General features: G+C 40.1%; 23 protein-coding genes and 1 pseudogene. 23 read left to right on the forward strand and 1 reads right to left on the reverse strand.

Features of this window, described 5'->3' with window-relative positions:
• Positions 1-269: 269 nt before the first annotated feature.
• The 20 genes and pseudogenes from BLQ57_RS01410 to BLQ57_RS01505 all read left to right on the forward strand — a co-directional run bounded on the left by BLQ57_RS01410 (position 270) and on the right by BLQ57_RS01505 (position 18,662).
• Entirely contained in the window at positions 270-542 is a 273-nt protein-coding gene (locus BLQ57_RS01410; RefSeq protein ID WP_087941212.1) for a hypothetical protein, read from the forward strand.
• A complete protein-coding gene (locus BLQ57_RS01415; protein WP_087941213.1) occupies positions 532-1,704 on the forward strand; it encodes an HlyD family secretion protein in 1,173 nt (390 codons plus the stop codon). The genes BLQ57_RS01410 and BLQ57_RS01415 overlap by 11 nt, the downstream gene beginning before the upstream one ends.
• Positions 1,705-1,717: 13 nt before the next feature.
• On the forward strand, positions 1,718-3,868 hold the full coding sequence (locus tag BLQ57_RS01420; RefSeq protein WP_087941214.1) for a peptidase domain-containing ABC transporter: 2,151 nt from the start codon (positions 1,718-1,720) through the stop codon (positions 3,866-3,868).
• A 79-nt stretch (positions 3,869-3,947) separates the two neighbouring features.
• On the forward strand, positions 3,948-4,343 hold the full coding sequence (locus BLQ57_RS01425; RefSeq protein ID WP_087941221.1) for an HTH domain-containing protein: 396 nt from the start codon (positions 3,948-3,950) through the stop codon (positions 4,341-4,343).
• A gap of 40 nt (positions 4,344-4,383) precedes the next feature.
• Positions 4,384-4,569 (forward strand): hypothetical protein, encoded by a 186-nt coding sequence (locus BLQ57_RS01430; protein ID WP_087941215.1) that lies wholly within the window; start codon positions 4,384-4,386, stop codon positions 4,567-4,569.
• Between the two features lie 218 nt (positions 4,570-4,787).
• Positions 4,788-5,279 carry a CPBP family intramembrane glutamic endopeptidase gene (locus BLQ57_RS01435; RefSeq protein ID WP_087941216.1) on the forward strand — a complete coding sequence of 164 codons (492 nt, stop codon included), beginning with the start codon at positions 4,788-4,790 and terminating at the stop codon, positions 5,277-5,279.
• Positions 5,280-5,734: 455 nt separating this feature from the next.
• Positions 5,735-5,899: a bacteriocin class II family protein gene (locus tag BLQ57_RS20830; RefSeq protein ID WP_139162641.1), complete on the forward strand. Its 165-nt coding sequence runs from the start codon at positions 5,735-5,737 to the stop codon at positions 5,897-5,899.
• Positions 5,900-5,908: 9 nt separating this feature from the next.
• Positions 5,909-6,106 (forward strand): annotated as a pseudogene (locus BLQ57_RS01440) (class IIb bacteriocin, lactobin A/cerein 7B family); the annotation flags it as partial.
• A gap of 237 nt (positions 6,107-6,343) precedes the next feature.
• Entirely contained in the window at positions 6,344-7,006 is a 663-nt protein-coding gene (locus BLQ57_RS01445; protein ID WP_087941218.1) for a CPBP family glutamic-type intramembrane protease, read from the forward strand.
• 527 nt (positions 7,007-7,533) lie between these two features.
• The gene (istA, locus tag BLQ57_RS01450) at positions 7,534-9,102 is read left to right on the forward strand and encodes an IS21 family transposase (RefSeq protein ID WP_244887407.1); all 1,569 of its coding nucleotides are present in this window, start codon (positions 7,534-7,536) and stop codon (positions 9,100-9,102) included.
• A 5-nt stretch (positions 9,103-9,107) separates the two neighbouring features.
• On the forward strand, positions 9,108-9,830 hold the full coding sequence (gene istB / locus BLQ57_RS01455) for an IS21-like element helper ATPase IstB (RefSeq protein ID WP_087937831.1): 723 nt from the start codon (positions 9,108-9,110) through the stop codon (positions 9,828-9,830).
• Between the two features lie 271 nt (positions 9,831-10,101).
• The gene (locus BLQ57_RS20835) at positions 10,102-10,323 is read left to right on the forward strand and encodes a hypothetical protein (protein ID WP_139162642.1); all 222 of its coding nucleotides are present in this window, start codon (positions 10,102-10,104) and stop codon (positions 10,321-10,323) included.
• A gap of 531 nt (positions 10,324-10,854) precedes the next feature.
• The gene (locus BLQ57_RS01460; RefSeq protein ID WP_169712692.1) at positions 10,855-11,979 is read left to right on the forward strand and encodes a 6-bladed beta-propeller; all 1,125 of its coding nucleotides are present in this window, start codon (positions 10,855-10,857) and stop codon (positions 11,977-11,979) included.
• A gap of 593 nt (positions 11,980-12,572) precedes the next feature.
• The gene (locus tag BLQ57_RS01470) at positions 12,573-12,770 is read left to right on the forward strand and encodes a bacteriocin class II family protein (RefSeq protein ID WP_087937700.1); all 198 of its coding nucleotides are present in this window, start codon (positions 12,573-12,575) and stop codon (positions 12,768-12,770) included.
• 3 nt (positions 12,771-12,773) lie between these two features.
• Positions 12,774-12,974: a hypothetical protein gene (locus tag BLQ57_RS01475; protein ID WP_087937701.1), complete on the forward strand. Its 201-nt coding sequence runs from the start codon at positions 12,774-12,776 to the stop codon at positions 12,972-12,974.
• Between the two features lie 47 nt (positions 12,975-13,021).
• Positions 13,022-13,402 carry a hypothetical protein gene (locus BLQ57_RS01480; RefSeq protein ID WP_087937702.1) on the forward strand — a complete coding sequence of 127 codons (381 nt, stop codon included), beginning with the start codon at positions 13,022-13,024 and terminating at the stop codon, positions 13,400-13,402.
• A gap of 74 nt (positions 13,403-13,476) precedes the next feature.
• Positions 13,477-13,620: a hypothetical protein gene (locus BLQ57_RS21065; protein WP_169712693.1), complete on the forward strand. Its 144-nt coding sequence runs from the start codon at positions 13,477-13,479 to the stop codon at positions 13,618-13,620.
• Positions 13,621-13,765: 145 nt separating this feature from the next.
• Positions 13,766-13,948 (forward strand): hypothetical protein, encoded by a 183-nt coding sequence (locus BLQ57_RS01485; RefSeq protein ID WP_087937703.1) that lies wholly within the window; start codon positions 13,766-13,768, stop codon positions 13,946-13,948.
• A 429-nt stretch (positions 13,949-14,377) separates the two neighbouring features.
• Complete coding sequence (locus BLQ57_RS01490; RefSeq protein WP_087937704.1) at positions 14,378-15,025, forward strand: CPBP family glutamic-type intramembrane protease; 648 nt, start codon at positions 14,378-14,380, stop codon at positions 15,023-15,025.
• A 709-nt stretch (positions 15,026-15,734) separates the two neighbouring features.
• A complete protein-coding gene (locus BLQ57_RS01505; RefSeq protein ID WP_087937707.1) occupies positions 15,735-18,662 on the forward strand; it encodes a S9 family peptidase in 2,928 nt (975 codons plus the stop codon).
• 69 nt (positions 18,663-18,731) lie between these two features.
• Here the strand turns inward: BLQ57_RS01505 and BLQ57_RS01510 are convergent, their stop codons facing one another.
• Positions 18,732-19,088, reverse strand: a complete 357-nt coding sequence (locus tag BLQ57_RS01510) for a hypothetical protein (protein ID WP_087937708.1) — start codon at positions 19,086-19,088, stop codon at positions 18,732-18,734.
• A 424-nt stretch (positions 19,089-19,512) separates the two neighbouring features.
• On the opposite strand from BLQ57_RS01510, the gene BLQ57_RS01515 reads away from it, so the two are divergent.
• The 3 genes from BLQ57_RS01515 to BLQ57_RS01525 all read left to right on the forward strand — a co-directional run bounded on the left by BLQ57_RS01515 (position 19,513) and on the right by BLQ57_RS01525 (position 22,466).
• The gene (locus BLQ57_RS01515) at positions 19,513-20,172 is read left to right on the forward strand and encodes a DUF3575 domain-containing protein (RefSeq protein WP_087937709.1); all 660 of its coding nucleotides are present in this window, start codon (positions 19,513-19,515) and stop codon (positions 20,170-20,172) included.
• Positions 20,173-20,292: 120 nt separating this feature from the next.
• Positions 20,293-21,678 (forward strand): mercuric reductase, encoded by a 1,386-nt coding sequence (locus tag BLQ57_RS01520; RefSeq protein ID WP_087937710.1) that lies wholly within the window; start codon positions 20,293-20,295, stop codon positions 21,676-21,678.
• Complete coding sequence (locus BLQ57_RS01525; protein ID WP_087937711.1) at positions 21,675-22,466, forward strand: hypothetical protein; 792 nt, start codon at positions 21,675-21,677, stop codon at positions 22,464-22,466. The genes BLQ57_RS01520 and BLQ57_RS01525 overlap by 4 nt, the downstream gene beginning before the upstream one ends.
• Positions 22,467-22,606: the final 140 nt, after the last annotated feature.

Here is a 22,606-nt window from a genome sequence, read left to right on the forward strand (position 1 = left end):
TATTTTGATTGCTCATCACGGATCCTAATTTAACATCCAGCTTAAATTTCAAAAAACTATTAAAAAATTTATTCAAACAGTTTAGTTGATTTTCGGAATAAAATTCTAAATCACTCATAGTTTTTTAGGTGGGTTAGGAATAATATATTGTAAAACTAGTTTGAGATTTTTATAGAATTAATTCAAGAAAAAAATTGATTAAACAATTTCTTTGAAATTAGAATTTACTTTTAGTTATTGTTGTCATTGACTATTTAATCTAATTTTTTATGAAGATTTTAGGATTGATCGCACTTTATTACCTGTCCCTTTTTGTGATAGGTTGGTTGCTGCTGGATGCCGAATTTAAATCTTGCAGAGTTGAAGATCGGTTTTCGTCAGTCGATCTTCTGAGGAAGGATGCTTTATTGATACTGGAAAAATTCCAATTAGAGTCATTCTCAGACTCACTTTGGCCTCTTCCAAGTTGGCTACAAAGACCCATTGATATCGTCCGCTATCCTGATGTCCCACCTATTAATTTTTTACCCAATGGAGACTAAGATTTTCCCATCGGCAATAGTGAATAACACCGTCGAGGTGTTTGATTCCAAAATAAGCATCCGGTCAAAATTGATTTACCTGACCTTTCTGACTTTGATAGGCGCTATTATCCTGGCACTGCCTCTGATCGTGGTTGATGTAGCCGTACAGACTCAGGGCACCTTTCAGTCCGCCCTCCAACGCAATCCCGTTCAGATTGCCACGGGTGGTCGGTTAGAATCCTGGAATCTATCCGAAAATCAGGAGGTGAAACAAGGAGAAGTCCTTGCCGTCATCCGGGGTGAGCAACTGACTTTGGAAATGAAGGCCTTGGAAGAGCGCATGACATTGCTTCAGGATTTTATCAGGGATTTGAAGTTGCTGACCAATTACCAATCTGAAGGGGAAGGCTATATCCCTACCCTCAAGTCCAACCTCTATCAGGCGGCTTGGTACGAGTACCAGTCTCAATTGCTCAATCAGGAGATGCTCGTGCAGAAGCTGGATCGGGACTATCAGCGGGCCAAAAGTCTCTATGATACCAAATCCATCGCCTTTGCAGAGTACGATGAAGTACAGGTCAACTACCAACAGGCAAGCACGCAACTGGAACTGATCAAAAAGCAGCGACTCAATCAGTGGGGGCAGGAACTCACCAATCATATCACCGAACGGGATCGAATCTTGAGTCAACTGGAGTTGTCACTGGAGCAGATGGATCAGTTTAAGATCATTGCCGGTACTTCAGGGACGCTCATGAATGTCCAGAATTTGAATGCGGGTGACTTTGTCTATCCCAATCAAAAGCTGGCGGAAATTTCCCCTGATTCGGAACTGATGGCCGTGACTTACCTTTCTCCGGCAGATATCGCTTTTCTGGAAATCGGTCAGGAGGTCAAATTCCAAGTGGATGCCTACAACTACAATCAGTGGGGAGTGGCTACGGGGAAGGTGGTAGAAATAGCCAAAGACCTGTCGCTGATTTCTGAAAAAGAAGCAGGTTTTTTGGTGACTTGTAAACTGGACTCCTTGGACATGAGGCTTCCCAGTGGGCAAAGTGGACAAATCCGAAAAGGCATGACCTTTAATGCACGCTTTGTGGTAGCGAGACGTTCGCTTTTCCAACTGCTCTACGACAAGGTCGATAACTGGCTCAATCCTTCACTTTCTAATCCCTCCTAATTTTTTTGAACCGATGAACATTAAAATCAAACAGCGCGATATCACTGACTGCGGGGCAGCTTGCCTGGCTTCGGTAGCTGCATTCTATAAACTGGAGTTGCCCGTGGCAAAGATCCGGCAGATGGCCTCTACCGATCAGAAAGGCACCAATATCTTGGGCTTGATCGAGGCAGCCACCAAAATGGGCTTTTCGGCCAAAGGTGTCCGTGGGGAATTCGATGCCTTGCTGGATGTTCCCATGCCTGTTATCGCCCATGTCATTGTGAAAAAAGTCCTACACCACTATGTGGTTTTGTACAAAGTCACGGACAAGCAAGTGGAATACATGGATCCGGGCGACGGTCAGATCCATAGGGTGACTCCTGAAGCGTTCAAGGAAATGTGGACAGGTGTCCTGGTCCTGCTGATGCCCAATGAGGAATTTCAGGCCTTGAACCAAAAAGTAGGCACTTGGTCCCGCTTTTGGTTTTTGGTGCGTCCGCATAGTAGCGTCATGATCCAATCCCTACTGGGGGCTGTAGTCTACACTATCTTGGGGCTTTCTACCTCAATCTATGTGCAGAAGATTATTGATCATGTGTTTATCGGTCGAAATACCAATTTGCTGAATCTGCTTTCGGTAGCGATGATTGTATTGCTGGTCTTCCAATTATTCATCGGAACTTTCAAAACCCTATTTATCATCAAAGTGGGTCAGCGGATCGATGCTCGTTTGATTTTGGGCTATTACAAGCACCTGTTGTCCTTGCCTCAGCGGTTTTTCGATACCATGCGTGTGGGAGAGATTATCTCCCGGATCAACGATGCAGTGAAGATCCGCGCCTTCATCAATGATGTGTCCATCAGCTTTTTGGTCAATGTGTTTATTATCATTTTTTCCTTTGCGCTGATGTTTACCTTCTACTGGAAGCTGGCTTTGGTCATGCTACTGTTGATTCCCCTTTACGCGGTGATCTACTGGATATCCAACCGGCTGAACAAGAAAGTAGAACGTAGGCTGATGGAAGAGTCTGCCGAACTAGAATCCCAACTGGTAGAATCCATCACCTCGGCTAGTACCATCAAGCGCTTTGGCGCTGAGGATCATGCTAATATCAAGACCGAGATGCGCTTTGTCGCCTTGCTTCGGACGGTCTATCGATCAGGGCTGAACAGTGTTTTCTCCGGAACTTCCTCCGAGGCGGTATCCCGGCTCTTTACCATCATCCTACTTTGGGTAGGTGCAGGCTATGTGCTTCAAAACGAGATTACCCCAGGGGAACTGATGTCCTTTTATGCTTTAACGGGTTATCTGACAGGGCCCATTTCAAGTCTGATCGGGATGAATAAAACCATTCAAAATGCCCTGATTGCGGCAGATCGACTCTTTGAAATCATGGATTTGGAGGTGGAGAAATCAGAAGAAACCTTTCCTATCAAAAAGTCAGATGTGGGTGACATTAGCTTTTTGGAGGTGTCCTTCCGCTATGGTTCCCGAGCCAATGTATTCGAAGGACTTTCCTTGACTTTCCCCAAAGGAAAGATCTCCGGGGTAATCGGGGAGAGCGGTTCTGGGAAAAGCACGCTCGTCTCCCTCCTTCAAAACCTTTATCCACTCCAATCCGGGAATATCTACATCGGGGAGCACGACATCAAGTTTGTGGACAATACTTCCCTGAGGCGGATCGTATCCGTTGTACCACAGCGGATAGACCTCTTTGCGGGAAATGTACTGGAGAATATCGCCCTAGGAAACTATCAGCCCGACATGCAGCGGGTAGTGCATATCTGCCATCGGCTGGGGATGATGGATTTTGTGGAGAGTCTGCCCAATGGATTTGGGACGTATCTGGGAGAAAATGGAGCTGCACTTTCGGGTGGACAGAAGCAACGGATTGCCATCGCAAGAGCCTTATACCGAGACCCAGAGATCCTGATTCTGGATGAGGCCACAGCTTCCTTGGATCCCGATTCGGAGCAGTTTGTACAGCAGGCCATCCGAATGCTGGCTACCGAAGGGAAAACGATCATCTTTATCACGCATCGATTGGCAGCTGTTCAGGAGTTTGACAGACTGTATGTGCTGGATAAGGGCAAGCTGGTCGAGGAAGGCAATCAAGCGGAGCTAATCGCACGGGAGGGAAAATACTTTCAGATGATCCGAAAGCAGCTGGTTTTGCTGTGAGTAGTAAGTATAAAGTACGATGTACCAAGAATTAAGTACAAAGAAGGGAAGAGTAGATAAACTGTTAAAGAAACGAGATATGGAATTTATCAAACAGATTGAGCGATTACAGCTATTAAATAAGCTAGTTCGGGAGAAGCGAACAGGAAACCCAAGGGAACTTGCTGAAAGGTTGGGTCTTAGTAGAAGGCAATTGTATTCATATCTCGAATTTTTGAAAGATTATGGGATAGATATTGTCTATTCCAGAAAAACAAATAGTTTCATATTCAACAACGGGAAGGAAATAAAGATTGACTTCCAATTTCAGGTTTTGGACGAAAAGGCCAACAGAGAAATAACTGGTGGAAAAAGTTTAGAAAATTTTCTTCCGTGCTGTTTTTCTGCACGGAGCGAAACTAAGTTAGCACCATGGTCAGTCCTCGAGGTCAATGCTAGCTACCGATCTCAGAAGTGCTGTGATGAGGTAATCTGACTCCTGAAAAACGTCGGGCAAACGAAAACAAAACATACAGATGGAAAAGTTTAAAGAACTGAGCATCGAGGAGATGCATGAGTTAAACGGGGGTTATTGGAAAGTAATTTATGATGCAGTTAGAGGCGGTGTTATTTATGATGCACTAAAGGCTGGAGTAGATTACCTCTTTGAGAATCCGATAGAACAGCCAGAATGGCAAAAACATAAAATGGGAGGTTTATAATTAATAAGGGGTTAATATTCTTTTAATGTATATTATCCCCTTATTCTAATATTAATTTTTAAAACTCTGAACTAGTCAGAAATATCTGATTAATGCAGTAATAACAGGAGTTTCTTTCATCTATTTGACATCTTAATTAATTAGAAATAAAATTGGATTGAACAATAAAATTTCATTTTCTCCTTAAAAGAATTGAATAAACTAATTCAATTAGAATTATGATTAAAAAAATTGAAAATTATTTGATAAAAACCGGAAGTAATTTTGTTATTCTCATTTTTGTGATTTTTATTTTTTTAATTTCAATACTTTATAACATTTTATTACAGTTATTTACTATAAAATCAAAAGTTGACAGTATTCAGTTTTATGATTCAATTCTTGAGATATTTATTTTTGCAGTAGTACTCGCTCCTGTAATTGAAACCTTTATTTTCTTATATTTATTTTTTCATTTTTTAAAGACAAAATTAAATTCTAGATATATTATTTTTCTATCTGCTTTGTGTTTCAGCTTAATACATTTCCCAAAAAATTTCAGTGTAACCGAGACATTAAATGTATTTATTGTTGGCCTAATTTTAGCATATGCCTATAAGATTTTTTCATATAAAAATAAACCGGCGTTCTGGTATGTTGTCGCAATACATGCATTTATAAATTTAATAGGTATAATGACACATTTTTTCCTTCCAGAAGTTTCAAGTTGAATTTTATGTCTACATATAAATATAAGCCATTATAAAACCAAAACGGTGAAGCCATCTTTTAGAAAAGGTATTTCATTAAAGGTAAAATTCGCTTGGGAGTAGAAAAGTTGGTTAGGACTGGGTGGGATTTGCATATACTTGATGTTGGAATAAACTTAATTCGGATATTTAACTGAATTGTTTACTCCTGTAGGCATTTAGAGAGCCTTTCTCTAACTTCTTATCCCTACCATCCATTGCAAAAAGCTACAGGGAAATTCTTCAGACTCTAAAATCTTCTTCTTATTTTCTGAAAATTTTGTAATTTCCTCGACCTGTTTTTCCAATAGCACCGAACCTAAGTTAGCATTATGATCAGCCATCGAGATCACATGCTAGCTACCGATCGGAGATGTGCTGAGATTGGGAATCCCGACGCCCGGAAAAGGTCGGATAAAAATTAAATTCTTAGAAAAATGGATAAATTTAAGGAGTTGAGTTTTGAGGAGATGCAGGAGGTTGAGGGAGGAGGTCCAGTAAGGGAATGGTTTTGTAAAAAAACCAGAGAATTTATGGAATGGTGGAATTCCACAGAGGATAAAGTTGATCCCTGCGCTGTTCAAGATTGTATTTTAGTTTAAAATAAAAGAAAAATGGAAGATTTTAAGGAATTATCAGCTGAAGAACTTCAGAAAATTTCTGGGGGAGCTTGGCCACTTATTATTAAAGTGGGAGCATGGATTGTTGGTGCATGTGCAACAGCTGTTGCAGGATATTATGCAGTGGAAGCTGTCCAAGGAATTGAGGATGGTTTAAGCGATGATTGTTGCGATTGTGAATGCAAGTAATCCAATAAATAATAGATACGTCGAAGACGTATCTATTACTTATTAGAAGAAATATAGCTTATCCTATGAGACATATTAAAAACTTAACTTTCTCTTTATTATTCAATATTATTATTTATTTAATGGTTAAATATATTTTTTTCCTAAATTCAATATCGTCAGTTCATTTTGCTGTAATGACAGCAATGGTGTTTCTTTTTACTACAATAATCCCTTTTCCAAGAAAATCGAAAAATAATGATAAAAAAATATTTTCTGAAAATCGATAATTTTGTTCGCTTTTTTAACGAGCCTAAATCATTGGGTAAAATTAAAAATTTTAAAATTGGAGATTTTTTCATCATATTCTCGATAACTCTAATTATAATAGCACCTTACACGGCTCTAATTTATGCGCTTGGATTAAATGAGCTAGAAAATGAGGTAATGGATTTATTGAGGGAGAATCCTTTCTTTCTACTATTAATTGCTGTTTTCATCGCGCCGATACTTGAAGAGCCTGTTTACCGGCTTCATCTTGATCTGAAAAAAAAATCGATCTATTGGGGTCTTGGGCTATCACTATTGCTTATCGATGAATTTTGGTATCCATTGGCTGCTTTGTGGATTTATTTAATTTGGCTTTTGATTCGAGTTAACAAAGACAATCCTCCTTCTTTAAAATTCGTTGTTTACAGCTCCGCTATTTTATTTGGCCTAGTCCATTTAGGTAACTTTACGAATTTGGATTACACAAAGCAATTTTATCTGATACCTTTATTGGTTGGGGGACAAGTTTTTGTTGGCTTGGTAATTAGCTTTATTCGCCTTACCTACGGAATGAAGTGGGCAATTATTTTTCATGGGGTCTATAATGGGATTTTGATTGGATCATACTTGTTATTCTTCCAGGATTTGTAAGTATTTCTTTCACATTCAAAGGCTTTATGAATGTTTTGTCCTTTTTTATGTCTACTTCTCCCCGCTAGGCGTAGATTCTATTATGCCCCATTGAAGTTCAATTAAGCGCTGGGTGGTCCCGAAGCTGTCGGGAGCAATTCCACCTTCATATCCTTACCAATTTGCAATTGGCCCAGCTGTTCAGGATTTGTAATCCTGAACCTTTATAGTAGGATTTTTAATCCGATAAACTTGATCCTTGGCTTCCTGGATATTCCGGAGCATTCTGACCCCTCCAATCCGGAATGTTTTCAAGTAGTGAAAGTGCCTTTACAGGCTGGATTCGACTGACATTCCGGCGCATGTTGACCCCTCTAAGATAGATTTATGGTGATATTCCGGAGCATGTTGACCCCCTAAGGTTGAGATTCCGGAGCATTACCTGTCCCGAGTTTCGGGATTGACCCCTCTGATCGACGGTTTTGGTTTTTTAGCGGACATTTTCGATAACCGCTAACTATAATCCAATGGCTGGAAAACCTAAACCTATGAGTCAGATAAAACAGATGATCATACTTAACAGGCAGGGAAAGGGAGTCAAGACAATCGCCCGTATGCTGGCTATCAGTAAGAATACCGTCAAGACGTATCTCTTTAAGCTCGACAAACTACTGACAGCCAACCGACAAGAGAAGCTTACAGCCGAGACACTCCTAAGCCTTGACGAGCCTGAATTATACACGCTTTTCCATCCCGGAAACCCTTCCTATAAAGATACCAGGTATGAATACTTTAAAGCCAACCTTGGGTACTATCTAAAAGAGCTGGAAAAGACCGCAGTAACCAGAGCCGTGCTATGGGAAGAATACAGACAGGCCATTCCGGACGGATACAGCTACTCCCAATTCTGCTTCCACCTAGACCAGCAGCAGACCGCAAAAGGGAAGCCGTCGATGGTTCTGGACCACAAACCCGCAGAAAAGCTCTACATAGATTTTGCGGGAAAGACCATTCCCTACGTCGACAGGGAAACAGGGGAAGTCATCGCCTGCCAGCTTTTTGTTGCCTGCCTGCCCTTCTCGGATTATGCGTTTGCCATGGCTGTACCATCCCAAAGCACAGCTGACTTCCTGTATGCGCTCAGTAGGTGCATGGAAGACCTGGGAGGCGTACCACAGCTTCTGGTTCCAGACAACCTGAAGGCAGCTGTGGTCAAAGCAGACCGGTACGAACCTGATATCAATCAAGCCCTTGAAGATTTTGCCAACCACTACGCAACAGCCGTACTCCCAGCAAGGGCAAGAAAACCACAGGATAAAGCGTTGGTGGAAAACCAGGTCAAGATCCTGTATTCAAGGGTATATGCCAAGCTCAGGAACATGCAGTTCTTTGATCTTACTGCCCTCAACGGAGCCATCAGAACGAAGGTAAAGTCCCACAACCAGACAAGGATGCAGAAGAAGCCATACTGCCGGGAAGAGAAGTTCCTTGCAGATGAAAAGGCCCTGCTGGGTGACCTTCCTGCTGAGCGTTTTGAGCTCAGGAGCTATTCACTGCTTACAGTCGCCAAAAACAACCACATCTATCTATCTGCAGACAAACACTACTACAGCGTCCCACACAACCTGATGGGCAACAAAGTAAAAGTAGCCTATACCAGATCCATGGTTTTCATATACCATGAGGGTAAAAAAGTGGCAGTCCATTCCAGAAGCTTCAAAATCGGGGCTTACTCCACAGTCAAAGAACACCTCTGTTCCCATCACCAACACTACCGGGACAGGAGCCCGGAGTATTACAGAAACCAGTCAGCAAAAGTGTCAAAAGTTCTGTATGAGTATGTATGCCTGCTTTTTGAGCAGAACAGATATCCCGAGCAACTCTACCGATCCTGTGACGGGCTACTTGCCCTGGCAAGAAAATCCGATACAAAGGCTTTGGAAAAAGCATGTAAAACGGCCATGGAGAACGGGATATTCTCCTACAAATTCATCAAAAACATCATCGAAAACCATATGGAAGACGAATCTGTCCAAAACAACAATACAGCCCTGCCCAAACACCAGAACTTAAGGGGAAAAGCATATTACAGTAACCAACAGAAAATTAAATTTTAATGCCTATGACAAACCATATCCAATCGCAGCTTACCAGACTCAAGCTGCACGGCATGTCCAAAACATGGACGGCCATTATCGAAACAAGAAAAAACCAAAGTCTCTCACTCGCTGAGGGGCTTGAGCTGTTGCTGCAGGCCGAGGAGCTTGAAAGGGACAACAGAAGATTCAAAAGACTTGAAACCAATGCTGCATTCAGGTATAAAGCTTCCATAGAGGAGCTCAAGCTGGACAAGGTAAGAGGCCATGACGATGTGCTTCTCACCACACTTGCAACCGGAGAGTACATCAGCAAGGGAGAAGCTGTTCTGATTACCGGGGCCACCGGATGCGGGAAAAGCTATATGGCTTCTGCGCTGGGACACCAGGCCTGTATTCTGGGATTTAAAGCCGCTTACTTCAACACACAGAAACTGATGCTGAAAACCAAGATGGCCAGACTGGAAGGGACAGTGATGAAGTTCTTTGACAAACTGGCCAAGACAGACCTGCTGATCATCGACGACTTTGGGCTGACTCATCTGGAACAACAGCAGCGAATAGATTTTATGGAAATGATAGAAGACAGACACGGGAAGAAATCAACGATAATCGTCAGTCAACTGCCCGTTTCGAGTTGGTATGATATCATCGGTGAAGAGACCATTGCTGATGCAATACTTGACAGATTGGTACACTCATCTTACAGGATCGAGCTAAAGGGGGAAAGTCTCAGAAAAAAAATGTAAAATTGTCAGCCTAACAGATTATAGTACCAAACCCATTTTTAGAGGGGTCAATATGCCCGGAACGGGGGTCAGTATTGTCCGGAATATCCAATTGGCCCATATCAGTTTAGAATGAAAAAGCCATCATCATTTTTCTTAGACTATAAACCTGATATGCCACACATAACATTTTACTACCGATCGTAAAAAAAATAATGATTTTTTCAAAGGGTGGTACATAAATTACGAATGTATGGTCTAAATTAATCTAATTAATCAAATGTATTGTGGTATGAAAAAATTATTGTTATCATTTATTATTGTTTGTGGAATATCCGCTTATTCAAATGCACAAATCTCTGTTGATGACGGGGGTATTTATTATGAGGACGATTATTGTGGAGATTATTTTGAAAATTGTAGCGCAACTGTGATTAAATGCAGGTTTTATGGCATAAGCCCATGTCATGTTTCAATTCAAGTCCCTTGTGAAGATGCATGTGGGATTGATTAAGTCAAGTTGAGCTGTAATTTATTCAGCTCAACTTTTTTTATAATAAATTTCTGCAAATTTGCCAGAGGGCGATTAAATAAAATGACATTGGTGGACTTCAAAATGAGTAACTTTACTTAGAGTTACTAAATTGAAATATGCAAGCATTTTAAAGCTATAATTTTCTGATTCAGAGCCAGTATAACGACCGGAGCTAAGGAAAAAAACAATAGCCCTATCAAAATACATCATTTTCATAATCTTTTTATTCGATAAGATCCGTGTGGATGCTTTGAACGATAAGCAAGAAAATATTTCAAAAATTTGATTATCCTCAATCTTACCAGTCACTTTAGACTGTTCTGTTATCTGGTCGGATGAAGACCTAAATAGCCACAATATTTAGGTTTAGCATACCCTATGTTGCTTTTGGCCCACTACTGGCAGAAAAGCAATTAATCATATCAAGAATTTGAAATATCCTTAACTTTTATAAGTTAAAATTGTAATAAGAATTTAAACTAATCTAATTTTCATTAAACAATGAATAGAATGTATTTTATATTAATTGTACTTTTTCTATCATGTAGGGATCAAACTCTGAATGAAATTAATGTAAGTTCAATTGCAGTACCTTACGATAAAACTACTAAAGCAAGTGATTTTATTTCAAAAATTGAGCATTTTATCCTTCCCCAAGAAATAGCTATTGGAAGAATAGATAAAGCAGTCTTCTATGACTCACTTTATTTTTTCGGAGATTATGATTTCTGTCAATGCATTTCCGTCATAGATTCAAGTTTTAATTTTGTGAGCAACATTAAATTTTTCGGCGAAGGCCCTGGTGAGTATAAAAATATAATGGATTTCACTTTAAACGAAGATCTTAAAACTATTGATATATTAAGCATAAATAAAGTGCTTCGTTACAGCTTTCAAGGACAGTTTATCGAGGAGTTTAAATTGCCTAGTTTAATTTATAAATTTCAACATCTTAGTGGTAATGAATATTTAGTATATAAGCCTGAGGCTATGAAGGCATACAATAATCGGCAGGAATCTTCGATTCTATATGTTTTAAATATTGAATCGAGTGAAACTAAAAATGTTCTTAATCCATTAAATGAATTAGAATTCCCACACTTAAGAGAGCGAAATAATTTAACTAAACAAAATGGATTTATTTTGTTTTCAACATCATTTCTTGATACAATTTATTACTATGACTATATAGGTGATTTAAAACACAAAAGGTATTTCAAATCTGAAAAACCGCTATTGCCAATAGAAATGCTAAGTACAGACGAAAGTAATATGAATATCTTAAATAACATAGATATCCAAAGTAAATACAGATATCACCGCGCAAACTTATTTGAGAGTAAGGAGTTTATCATTACTTCATTTATAGATTATGAATTAGGGAGTCTAATATTCGATAAAGGAGAAAATACCAGTTTATTATTTTCTGAGCTAGAAAACGATATAGACTACGGACTTAAGCGGATTAAACCTATTTTAATACAAGGAAAAACTATAATTGCAATTAACGAGCCTACAGCTTTTGTTTCTATTTATGAAAATTCAGATACCCCTTTCGAATCTCCTTTCTTTGAATTTACTAAATCTCTCACTATCAATTCCCCATTAGTTTTGTCAAAATACCACCTAAAGTAATTTCATTTAAATAATAATTTCGGATGCTCAAACCACAAATACTGATAATTTTCAATTCGGCTCAGTCAATACTTTGGACATCATGGAATTTGAAATCAAAGCTGGATTAAAGCCAATTGGTCAAACGCAAAATGCTTATGAAATTAGGTTCTATTAGGTGTAGAGGAACTATCTGGAGTAAAGACCTTAAAAGTACTTTACTCCGCTACGCGTAGATTCTACTATGATTCCTTAAAGTTCAATTGGGCGCTGGGTGGGATTTGCAATTCCACCCCAATATTCTTACCAATTTGTAATTGGCCTACATCCATTCAATCCTGCTGTTTATACAAATTTCAAATTTGTATAAACTGGATGGCCTAATTAGAAATTCACTTAGTGAGTTCAAATCATCTAAAATATTGATTAAGGATATCGGAAAATTGGGTGAAAATTTCAAATTCTCAGCTCCCAACATTATTTTAGACGGAGCGAAAGTAAGTTAGCATCATGATCAGTCCTCGAGATCAATGCTAGCTACCGATCGGAAATGTGCTGTGATTGGGAATCCCGATGCCCGAAAAAGGTCGGGGAAAAATTAAATTCTTAAAAAAATGGAAAAATTTAAAGAGTTGAGTTTGGAGGAGATGCAGGAGGTAGAGGGGGGAATTCTTCCTCTGCTTGCTGGAGCAGTCGTTTTAGCTGGAAAAGCAGCTGGATATGCCTGTGGTCTGCTAGCTGCTGATATTTTAATTAATTGGTCCAGTTACGAAGCCGCTATTGATAAAAAATTAGCAGAATGTAAAAATTAGGTTATGAAGAATCTTACTAACACTGAATTAATTTGTATTCGAGGTGGTGGAATTTCTGATGCTGGTGAATGGCTAATAGATAGCGTTGGAGATCTTATTTGTAAAGCAAAATCCGCTTATAATAAGGCTTCATCTTGGTTGGCAGAAAACGGCGGCGCTTACCTTAAGAATTATTCACATGGAACATATCCAGGAAATATGTAATCAATAGCGAGGAAGAAAACTCCTCGCCTTTTAGGTTTTAAAGATAAATGCAAAAAAAATATCTCCTTCTTTTCTTGCTTTCAGCAGTTCTTTTCCTACTACTTAGATTTCCATATAGAGAATTTGTGTATTCATATCAGGTTTTTGATTATTATATAGCTGATACTTCACCCAACCTTTTTGCACTGCTGTTATATGTTTTTTATCACAAATGGAGACATCCGAATAAAGAATCTTCCTTGTTTCTTATTTTAGGAGCCCTAGGCGGTCTGATTTTTTATGAGATAGTAATTCAGCCTATGATATTAATACAAACCTTTGACGAAAAAGATATTGTAGCAAGTGCTTTAGGTTCAATTATATGTTCTGTAATTTGTATGAAAGTTGAAGATCAAAAATTAGGCGATTTTCTGAAATTAAAATATTAATAATAACTGTTTTAACCAATAATGATCCTCGTTTTTATCAATTCAAAATTCCTCAGTTAGCAATCTAATCAACCATGGGATCAGCCGCTAGCTACCGATCGGAGATGTGCTGTGATGAGGTATCTGACCACTGTCAAAAGTCGGGAAAACGAAAACAAAACAAACAGATGGAAAAGTTTAAAGAACTGAGCATCGAGGAGATGCAGGAGCTGTTTTGAAGGGTATAGGAATTACAAATACTGTTAGATCAGTTGCCTCAGGATTATGGGAAATAGCCAAATGGCCATATGAAACCTTGGTTGGCTGGTATGAGTACGGAAAAGATTCAGTTCAATGTGATTGTGAATAAAAAATAAAAGTAAAATGAAAGAACTACCAATCTCAGAAATGAGAGAAATTAAAGGGGGTTGGCTACCAATTGTAGTAAGTGTTGCTAAAGCAATAGATGCAGGGATTGCAACTCTAGCTACAGCGGGTGCGGTCGCCTATGATGTTGGCTATTATGACGGAAAACAAGAGTGTGAAGAAGTTTGCTCCAATCAATAATATTTACCATACCAAATGAATCCCGTCCTATTCATATTTCCGTCTATACTAATAATTCTTGTACTTTTCGTTAGGTACAAAAAATTAAGTAAGTGGTTAAAAGTCTTATATTTGTTTTTTATAATAGTATCTCTTATAGTGTCTATTATAATTATTTCACATAGGACATTTTGAATTTTCGAATTTCTTTTATCCTTAAATACTTATTTATATTTAATATGAAAAGTAAAAAAAAATCAATTTCTAGTATTTGTAATTTCTTTAATAATATTTTTAAATTTTGGGATAGTTTGAAGTCCCTTTTTAATTAGCAGCTACAATCTCCAGATAAGAGTCGAATATTATGAGAAAATTCTCGATTTCTGAATATAGAAAACCAAACAGAAATCTAAAATTATTAACTATAATCTTTAGTTTTTTGATCAGCCTATGAAAACCACCTTCACGAACCTCCTCTCCTTCCTCAAATCTCCTTACCTCCCGGAGACTTATACTCCTATCAAGCCAAAAACCTTTTTGAGCTTATTGATTTTGACCTTGGTAATCATCATCCCTTACGCTTTGATTATAGAGGCTGCAGGCATCGATCAGTTTGACAACCTGATTGAACAAATGCTTAAAGACAATAAATGGCTGGTTGCCTTTTTAGCTATTTTCCTAGCGCCGATTTTGGAAGAACCGATATTCAGGCTTCATCTTGACTTGAAAATATCTTCTATTTGGTGGGGAATTGGGCTTTCGGTACTTCTTCTGAGTGAAGTATGGTGGCCGGTAGTCTTGATTTGGGCGTACTTGTTTTACTTGATATACCGTGTAAGCAAGGGAAACCCACCAAATCTGAAGTATGTAATCTGGATTTCTTCTTCGCTGTTTGCCTTGGTTCATATGGGGAATTTCACTGATTTTGATTACAGTCGATATTTTTATTGGGTGCCTTTTATGGTAGGGGCGCAGTTTGTGGGGGGTTTGGTGCTGAGCTATATCCGACTGAATCACGGCATGAAATGGGCCATATTCTTTCATGGCGTATATAATGCCGTACTGATCATTCCGGCGGTTTATTTCTACGAAGGTTGATTGGAAAGTCCCTATTTGCCTTAATCAAAACTAGTAATTACCTTTAATTTTGATTGAACTATGCTTAACATTGAACTATGCTTAACAAAATCACTCGGGTTTTTTCTCTGGTTTTGGGTATCCTTTACGGATTGAATGCTTTTTATGTCTTCTTTTTCACATCCTCTGGGGATGAGATTAGGCTATTTAGCATTTGGGAAACCAATAAATGGATAGTAGGACTGGTTTATCTGTTTTTTTCGTCTGTTTTCTTGAGTTCGGAAATCACCAAGTCAAGAAAAAAGAATAAGTCAACTTCCTAGCCTATGAATACGAAAAACTACCCTTCTTCTTTTTGGAGTAGAAAAGTCGGTTAGGACTTGGTGGAATTTTTCCGCATTACAAGCTGGCCCAAGGTTAACATCTTCCAAAGGGAAGATTTCTCTACAGCTGTCTTCAGGCAGGCCTTGATCTACCTTGCATATCCTAACCATTTTGCAATTGGGCTCTATCGAGAAAGCTCCAATAAAGATTATTTTAGGTTATGGGATTACAATTTTATGATATCAGATAGGCTTAATTGCAAATATCGCCGAGCGCCTTTACCACATTCCCTGCAAGTAGGAATATCAATTGCCAAGTTTTACCAATATCCTGATTGAAACCTCGTCCAAAACAAATCCCATTAGATTTTTCCCTATTTTCACTTTTCTAATAAAAAACCAATTTCATGAGAAAAACACTACACCTCTTTTTAGGCTTGATGCTGATTGCGTTTATCGCACAGGCCCAAGATACCAAACCCATCGCTTGGCAGGATATTTCCACTTGGAAATACATGCCTGGACAGGCATTTCGACTCTCTCCTGACGGTCAGTGGCAAGCATTTGGCCTCGTTCAGACCGAAGGTGACGCTGAGATCATCCTCCAGAAAGTAGGGGATGAATCCTCCAAAAAAACTTTTAAAATCGGTTCGACCAACTATCCCTCCATGCAATTCAGCGAGGATGGGAAATGGTTTGTCTATACGGAATACCCAACGTTTGCCCAGAAAAAAGCCAATGAAAAAAGTAAAGGAAAACCTTTGAAGAACAAGGCTATTCTGATCAAGTTGGGAACTGATGAGAAAAAGGAATTTGAAAATGTTTCAAATTATTCTTTCAATGGAGAAGCTTCCACAGTTTTGGCCATTAACCTATCCAAAGAAGGCAATGGAGATGCCCGAGGCTCAGATTTGCTGATTTATCATCTAGCATCGGAAAAAGCTCAGAATATCGGCAATGTCGCTGACTTTTCTTTTAACAAAGCGGGGAGTTACCTTGCCTACACCGTCGATGCGGCCAATCAGTCCGGCAATGGGCTTTACCTGATGAATGTCCCAGCCAATAGTATGCAGATTCTCGACTCGGACAAGGCTTCTTACCGTTCGCTTCGCTGGACCGAAAAGGGAGAAGCTTTTGCCGCTTTGAAGCTCGTCAAAGAAAAAAAATACAAGCAAGATAGGGGTCAGGTCATCGGGGTGAAAAATCTCGCTACTCCGCAGGTCACCGTTTACAATCCTGAAAAAGACTCGGTCAATTTTGATCAGGACTTTACCATTTCCCAAAATAGAACTCCGATGTGGTCGGAGGATTTGACTCGACTATTTTATGGAATTCACCCCTTGGTTTTAGCAGAAAAAGAGGAAGCCAAAAAGGAAGTGGATCAGGACTCGGTCAAACAGGCTGAAGCGGAAGCCATGAAAAAAATCATGGCCGATACCACGATCAAATCCATCTCAGACTTGCAGAAGGCTATAGCCAAATTGGATTCTGGGAAGGTGAAAGACAAAAAAGGCGATGAGGCAGATAAACCGGATATGACGATCTGGCACTGGAATGACAGCCGTCTGCAGTCCCGACAGCAGGTCATGCAAAACCAGGATAAAAACTACAGTTTCTGGGCGATGTATGATGTTAATGCAGCGAAACATATTCAACTGCAGGATAGCAGCATGCGGGAATTGAATATCTTGGACAAGGAGCGCTATGCGTTGGGTTCAGACCTGCAAGCCTACGAATTGGATGGAAATCTGAATGGACAGAGCTATCGGGATTTTTACATCCTGGATTTAAAAACCGGAGAAAAGAAGGAGCTTTTCACCAACTTTTATCTGCCTAATTATTCCTCTTTCCCGAGGGAATCTCCCGATGGCACCAAGTTGATTTATGGTCTCGATGGGCATTTCTACATCTATGATATTCCTAGCGCTCAAAGCAGAAATATCACGGAAGGTATGCCGGTTTCTTTCGTCAATGTAGAGGATGACCACAATATCGAAAAGCCGCTTTATGGAGCATTGGGCTGGAGTTCGGATAGCAAATTCGTACTCATCCGGGACGGTTGGGATATCTGGCAAATTCCTGTTACCGAATCCAAAGAAACCCCCGTCAACCTTACTGTCAACGGCAAAACGGATCAGATTCGCTATCAATATCGCTTTACCTTGGATCCTGAAGAGAAGGGAATTGACCTGAGTAAGCCGGCTTTTATCCGCATGTATGGCGAATGGACCAAGAAAAGTGGAATCGCTAAACTCACTCCGGCGCGGAGAGGTGGAATGAATCCAGGTGCCGAAGTTTTGATTTGGGAAGATGCCAATGTGGGAAATTTCTTCAAAGCCAAGAATGCGGATGTCTATTATTTTTCCAAAGAAAAATTCAATGAACCCACCCAAATCTACTTGACGGATGCTTCTTTGACTAACCCGACACAGGCGACAGAAAATGCGCCGGATGCTGGAAAATACGCTTGGTCAGCCGGAACCATGCTCGTGGATTATGTCTCCGACAAGGGCGACAAACTCCAGGGGACGCTCTTTTTGCCCGCAGGCTATGAAGAAGGGGAAAAATATCCCACGGTAGTTTACTATTACGAAAAACTCTCCCAAACCCGTCACAACTGGTCCAACCCAGGCTATGGAGGCACAGGCTGGAATCCCGGCGTTTATACTTCCAATGGCTTTGCGGTCTTTATTCCAGATATTGTGTACAAACTGGATGATCCGGGAATGTCGGCCGTTTGGTGTGTGATTCCTGCCGTGAAGGAAGCGATCAAAACCGGGGTGATCGATGAAGACAATATCGGTATTCACGGTCACTCTTGGGGCGGTTATCAAACTTCCTTCTTGATCACGCAAACGGATATGTTTAAGGCTGCCGCCGCAGGGGCACCACTGACCAATATGATTTCCATGTATGACTTAATTTACTGGAATTCGGGTGGGGGAAATATGTCCATCTTTGAAGCTTCACAGGGGAGATTCCGAGGAGCACCTTGGGAAAACTGGGAAGCCTATGAGCGAAACAGCCCGGTTTATCACGTGAAAAATGTGAAAACTCCGCTTTTGCTGCTCCACAATGATAAGGACGGTGCAGTGGACTTTACTCAGGGAATTGAATATTATTCCGCTCTTCGTCGCTTGAAAAAACCGGTGGTGATGATGCAGTACAAAGGCGAAAATCATGGACTCAGCAAGCTGGAAAACCGAAAAGACTACAGTGTGCGGATGATGGAATTTTTCGACCATCATCTGAAGGGCGAGGCTGCTCCCGACTGGTGGAAAAGCGGAGTGAATTTATTGGACTTGGATGAGCATCTGAAGGAAAGAGCTTTTTGACAGATACTAGAGACAAGAAGCAAGAAGCAAGAAAGGTCCCCCGGTTGAATAATCGGGGGATTTTTGGGTTTAGATGAGGCCTGCTTCTTTCAGTTCTTTTTTTAGATCGTGGTAAACTTGTAGTAATTGCTCATCAGTCGGGGGGACTGATTTCCCCCTTTCCGTTGGCTCGGAAATTTGAGTGGGAGTAGCACGGACAACGTTGAGTTCAAATTTTTCACCGATTTCCAAGGGCCTTTTTAACCAATCAAGATGTTCATCAGCCTCATTTAACCCTCCTAAACTGATTTGCATTGCCTTTCGATGCTGATTGTGAATCGATTCAAAAATTGCAGTAAAAACCCCATTTTCCAAACCAAAAACGATCTGCTCTTTCTCACTTTTAAATTCAAAAGCTAAAATCTTCTCTTGATCCAATTCAGTCATTTTCAATGTCGATTAATCCTTTTTCGAGCAATTTTTTTTGAAGATTCTTGAAAGACCAAAGCTTTGACTCCAAGGCTGATTTCTTACTTTTCTCCTTGGAGTGTCTTTTAGTTGGCTCTGTCGCTTCCTCTGTTTCAACTACCTTAATTTCAAGTTTGTCACCTTCTTTTAGATTCCATTTTCCCCATACAGAGCGAAAATCAAAAATTATAGCTAGAACCTGTCACAGAAAGATCCAACTCATCTCGATCTTTATTTTTTACCCGAGTGAAAATCAAAAATGTGCTCCCCGTCTCGGCAGCAATTAATTTTTCATCTTTAAAAGAAATCTCAAATCCAATCATATTAAAACTTTTTGATCATATTTCTCCTAAGTTAATAATATTCTAAAATTCTCCTTAGCTTTATTCCTCTTGTCTAAACTATGACGCTGCGAACTATTTTAGCATTTTTTCTTCTGCTCTCAAGCTATTCCCTTTTTGCTCAGCAGGATCTAGGCTTGGAAAATCAGTTCTTGGTCAAAGTATCACCATTGAGTTTCTTTGAACCGGAGACGATAATCATTCAGGGGGGATTAGAGTATTTTTTTAGTAATGAAGTCAGCATTCAATCGGAATTAGGAGTGAATGGGGGACTATTCGGAATGAAAGCCGGAAGAGGGAAAAATGAGGATTTTAGGATTTGGAGGAGTAAAAGTGAGCTCAAGTTCTATTCGAAAAAATACTATTGGGCGATTGATTTTTTTGTGGTCAATAAGGATTTTATTCGTATTGACGACCATTATACGCCATTCAAACGAGAAATCCACTATAATCGGGCCCGGATAGAATTTCAAGTATTTGGAGGAGGATTGAAGTTTGGTAAGCAGCTTTTTATTTCCAAAAATCTTGTGATGGATATGTATGGAGGTTTGGGAATACGAAGTAGGTATCGGGACGTTGAAGTTTTAGAATTAGCAAAATTTCAAAACCGGGAATTTTTTGAAATTGGAAACCCTTTCGCAGAGCGCTACCGCTTTACGGGCTGGGATGCTGTACCCCAACTTTCACTGGGAATGAAAGTTGGGATTCTTACCACCAAATAGTCCGTTCTTTCTACTGTCCATGAAAGTAAAAATAGTCCTTAGCAACTATTTTTTAATCGCTCTTTTCTTTTAAAAACACTTTTAAATTCCTAGCTTAATAATTGACCCAATACTTTTAGCATGAACAAAAATCTAACTTTTGACTCGATTATCATAGGCTCGGGCCAAGCAGGGAATCCCCTTGCTTTTTTTCTCGCTGCTCAAGGCGAAACAGTGGCACTAGTCGAAAAGGGAAAATTGGGCGGTACCTGTGTCAATACCGGCTGCACTCCTACCAAAACCTACGTTGCTTCAGCTAGACGAGCATGGGAACTAACCCAATCCAAACGTTTGGGTATTCATACATCATCCACTCCGGAAATCGACCTGAAGCAAATTTGGCAGCAGAAAGAAAATCTCATCGATTCCACTCGAGCGGGCCTTCAGCAGGGACTAGAGGAAAATAAGCAAATCAAGGTATTCAATGGAGTAGGGAAATTTCTCCAACCCAACTTGATTCAGGTTGGAGATGATCAACTCGAAGCCAAAAAAATATACATCAATGTCGGTACGAGGCCCCGGATTATTCCGGGTTTTGAGAATACCCGCTACTTTACCAATGAAAGCATTTTGGAACTTAAAGAAATTCCAAATCACCTCCTGATTGTGGGGGGAAGTTATGTGGGGCTGGAATTTGCCCAGATTTTTAAAAGACTGGGTAGTAAAGTGACCGTTTTGGAAAAAGGGGAGCGAATCATTCATCAAGAAGATCCTGACCATTCACAGCTTGTCCAAGAAATGTTGGAGGCTGAGGGCGTTCAATTTGAGCTTCACTCCACTTGTCTCTCCGGAAAAAATTGGGGCAAATCCCAAGTGAAAGTGCAAATTGATTGCCATGGTGAAAAAAAAGCAGTCCGGGGAAGCCATTTGCTCTTGGCTACAGGTAGAGAGCCCAATACGGACCTACTCCAACTGGAGTTAGCCAAAGTCAACACAGATGAAAGAGGATTTATTCGGGTTTCAGAAAAGTTAGAAACCAATATCAAGGGGATTTTTGCACTAGGGGATTGCAATGGCAAGGGAGCATTTACTCATACAGCTTTCCATGATTTCGAAATCATCAAAGACCATGTCAGCGGTGCCAAGAAGAAAAAAATCCGCGATCGTATCCTCAATTACGCCCTTTATATCGACCCACCGTTTGCCAGGGCCGGCATCACAAAAACTCAAGCGTTGAACTCGAATAAAAGTTACTTATTTGCTGAAATGCCCATGTCCCAAATCAATCGAGCCAAAGAAAAGGGGGAAATGCAGGGGAAAATGGAGGTTTTGGTCGAAGAAAAAAGTGGCGTGATAGCAGGTGCAATGATTTGTGGACCAGGTGCAGATGAAATCATCGGAATATTCCTTACGGCTATGTATGGAAATTTGCATGTTGATGTACTGAAGAATGGGGTTTTTACTCATCCCACTGTCACAGAATTAATTCCTACGCTTTTACAATCCCTCCAACCTCTCAAAAAATGAAAAAGCCTCAAAAAGTCCTTGCAATCATCAATTTGGTAGTCTTACTGGCACTCATATTTTGGAATTACCGGGTCAACGCGATCGGAATCAACGGCAATACCGTGGGCTCCTTGAGCAGGGAATATGAAAACTTGTTTACACCTGCATCCTATGCTTTTTCGATTTGGGGTTTGATATTTTTGAGTTTGACTGCTCAAGCGATTTACCTGGTCAAGTCCGCTTTCAGTAAGGGTGAAAGCCAATTTATCCCCCAAATGGGACCTTTTTTGATTCTTGCCAATCTGCTTAATGGTGCTTGGCTTTGGTTTTGGCTGACAGAGCAGACAGGATGGAGCGTAGTGATTATGCTGGGAATTTTAGCTTCCTTGGTTTTGGTCATTCTACGGCTGAATATGGAGCGGTGGCATGCACCCCGCTCCATCATTGGCTGGATTTGGTGGCCGATTTGCCTCTATTCAGGCTGGATTGCGGTAGCCACCATCGCCAATTTTTCGGCTTATCTGGCTAAGATTGGTTGGACAGGGGGGCTGGACGAACTTACCTGGACTATCATCATGATTTTAGTGGCCACGGGATTGAATTTGTGGATGATTTATGCTCGCTCTATGCGCGAATTTGCTTTGGTGGGAGTGTGGGCCTTGGTGGCCATTGCCCTTAGACACTGGGGAGAAATCCCATCTTTGCAATTTTCGGCCTTGGCCGGATCAGGGTTGATATTTCTCTATAGTTCTTACCATGGATTCAAAAACCGGAAGTCCAATCCTTTCAATCCAAGAAATTTCATTTAAAAAATTGTTTTTCAGCCAGTTAAAAATTATCTAAGCGAAAAAAATACAAAAAAATTAAATGTAGACGATTAACTGAAATGTGAATTTTTTCCATCTACATTTGCGCGATTTATTGAAAGAATATTAACCCCCTCACTCCA

Origin of the sequence: Algoriphagus faecimaris (assembly GCF_900101705.1) — a bacterium.
In the GTDB taxonomy this organism is placed as follows: domain Bacteria; phylum Bacteroidota; class Bacteroidia; order Cytophagales; family Cyclobacteriaceae; genus Algoriphagus; species Algoriphagus faecimaris.